The sequence below is a fragment of the Francisella noatunensis subsp. noatunensis genome, from assembly GCF_009823375.1.
Classification (GTDB): Bacteria; Pseudomonadota; Gammaproteobacteria; order Francisellales; family Francisellaceae; genus Francisella; species Francisella noatunensis.
This window is the reverse complement of sequence record NZ_WBSX01000159.1, coordinates 1-2,606: the sequence shown is the minus strand read 5'-3', so window position 1 is coordinate 2,606 and position 2,606 is coordinate 1. Positions and strand designations below refer to the sequence as shown.

The following is a 2,606-nucleotide window of genomic DNA, read 5'->3' as shown; positions in this document are numbered from 1 at the left end:
AAGTTAAAGCTTAGACACTTATTATTTTTCAAAGCTAGACAATATAAATACAAAAAAGAAGGTGACTCTAAACAAGTTAAGATAAAGGATAGAGCGAGTATTTCTGAAAGACCTAGCAGTGCTAATAATAGAAAAAATCTTTATCACTTTGAAGGTGACACTATTGTTGGTAAAGACCATAAAAGTGCTATTGTAACAATGGTCGATAGAGCTAGCAGATTTACTATTTTAGCCAAGTCTATAGATAGAACAGCTAATTCAATCAATAGAATATTGTACAAAGTATCTAATGGTCATAAAATATTAACAGCTACATTTGATAATGGTAAAGAGTTTGCTAAACATAAGAAGCTAACTAGCAAGACTGGCATCAAAGTATTCTTTGCTGATCCATACAGTCCTTGGCAAAGAGGTACTAATGAAAACATGAATAGGTATATCAGACAATTTATATCTAAAGGTACTAACTTTAACAATATATCTCATCAATACATTAGAAAGTTACAGATAGACTTGAATAATAGACCTAAGAAATGTTTAAATTACTTGACACCTAATGAAGTACATTTTGGTATCTCTATAAACATTGAGAATACAATCTAGCAATAAAAAGGAATTATTTTAATAATGTTTTTTGATGTATAATTCGAGTCGAAGTTTAATAATCTTTTTTAACGTATGCGTGTAGATAAATATATTTCTCATAGAGGTGCTAATAGTGATGCTGTTGAGAATACAATAGAAGCTTTTCAAATTGCTAAGAGTGCTGGTTTTAGGTGGTTTGAAACAGATGTGCAAATGAGTTCTGATGGAGAATTATTTTTATTTCATGATGATACTCCACAAAGATTTTCTAGTACTTCTGAAAATGTCACAAATATGTCATGGTCTGAACTAGAAGCTATAGAACTTATTCATCCTGTAGTCAAATCAAAGGCAAAGGTATTAGCTTTGAAAGAGTATCTTGACTGGGCAGAGCATAATAATGTTTTTTTGAATCTAGAAATTAAAGTAAGTAATGAAAACATAAATTATCAAAAGATCTTGGTCAATAAAGTTATTGGACTTCTTGGAGCTTATCCAAATATTAAATCAAAGATTCTATTATCAAGCTTCTCAAAAGTGGTAATGAGAGAATTAAGGAGACATAAAGATTTTACTCAAGGCAAACTTTTTTATACCACTAACTGGGTTAGGGATTTTGAGTATATTGATGGTAAGCTTTATAGAGACTTTATTAAAAACAGATATATAGCAGTCATAATAAATTATAGTTGCTTAACTCATTCAAGAGTTAAATATTTAAAACGCAAATTTGGTAAAGTTTTTGTTTATTCTGTTTACACAGATGATGAAATTAAACAATTACTTGAATGGCAAGTTGATGCTATATTCATTGATAAAAAAGAACAGTTAAACCTTGGTATTTAGATGCTCTTTTAAAAGGTGCTCCACATTTATGATAATATCTTCACTATATGGACAGCCTTCAGGGTAAAAATATTTCAGCTCTATAAATCCTTCAGCAATTCTATATTTAAAAGTAACAAATGAATATTTTTCTTTTATAGTTTCAAGCTTTTCGGCAAGCAGGCTTTCACCTATATTATGAATATTCCATCGTTTACGGATTATTTTTCTGTTTTTTGATTTATTGGTTAAACTTAAGGCTTCAAGCATCGGTATACATTCTTTAGGAGGTCCTGGGAAAGCAAATATAAATCTATTAGAATCGAACTCTAGTTTGAATCCATTAGCGGTACCATTTTGATTTATTATAATCTTTGCAGCAGTAGGGAACATAGCTTGTTTTTTAGTTCCCAGAGTGACTTTCCCATATTTAGCCAGCATTCTTTTTTCTAATTTATGCCATGATGAATCATCCAAAAGCATATCTTTTTTGAAGTATTTTGCTATGGAATCTGTGGTTAAATCATCTTCAGTTGGTCCTAAACCACCGATAGTAATAATATTTTTATGATTAGATCTTAGAAAATCAATGCTAGAAATAATATCTTCATAACTATCTTTGCAACTGATATGAAATCCTATTTCAAACCCATTACTTACTAGATATTTAGCAAAGTTACTTGAGTTTGTATTAATAATATCACCGTCAACAATCTCATCACCAATAGCTATAAAGCCAAAGTCATATCTCATATTCTTCCTTATGATTAGCTAGATTGTATTCTGAAAGTTTTAAATAGTTGAAAGAGAGTTCCAAATATAGTTTATTAGGTTTTGACGAAACTAAAATAAACGATAAGGAACTAAAAAATGCCAAAGCACTTAACTCTTTCAAATAGATATTGTATAGAAGAATTACTTAAATTAGGATACCAAACATCTCAAATAGCCAATAAAATTGGCTATAGTGAAAGAGCTATAAAAAAGGAACTTAATCGCACTAGTATAAATAGTGACTATAATGCTGAGATAGCACAGAAGCTATATCAAAGCCGCAGAACTTCAAATAATCATAAGCTATCCTGTAAAGTTAAAAAGCTAATAATAGCTTTGTTAAAAAAGAAGATATCTCCGGAACTTATTTGTGGTAGATTAAAACATGAGGGCATTGTTAATATAACTCACAAAGCAATTTA

Annotated in this window: 4 protein-coding genes; 3 read left to right on the top strand and 1 reads right to left on the bottom strand. The window is 29.6% G+C overall.

The features are described from left to right. Both F8C69_RS09870 and F8C69_RS09865 read left to right on the top strand, forming a co-directional pair. Nucleotides 1–603 (top strand): IS30 family transposase (locus tag F8C69_RS09870; protein ID WP_159183791.1); only part of this gene is annotated, 603 nt, incomplete at its 5' end. A gap of 75 nt (nt 604–678) precedes the next feature. Then, the gene (locus F8C69_RS09865) at nt 679–1,431 is read left to right on the top strand and encodes a glycerophosphodiester phosphodiesterase family protein (RefSeq protein ID WP_159185027.1); all 753 of its coding nucleotides are present in this window, start codon (nt 679–681) and stop codon (nt 1,429–1,431) included. Here F8C69_RS09865 and F8C69_RS09860 read toward each other — a convergent pair. Continuing rightward, nucleotides 1,414–2,163 (bottom strand): competence/damage-inducible protein A, encoded by a 750-nt coding sequence (locus tag F8C69_RS09860; RefSeq protein WP_159185026.1) that lies wholly within the window; start codon nt 2,161–2,163, stop codon nt 1,414–1,416. The two genes, F8C69_RS09865 and F8C69_RS09860, sit on opposite strands and share 18 nt — an antisense overlap. 117 nt (nt 2,164–2,280) lie before the next feature. Here F8C69_RS09860 and F8C69_RS09855 point away from each other — a divergent pair. Next, nucleotides 2,281–2,606 (top strand): helix-turn-helix domain-containing protein (locus tag F8C69_RS09855; RefSeq protein ID WP_159185022.1); only part of this gene is annotated, 326 nt, incomplete at its 3' end.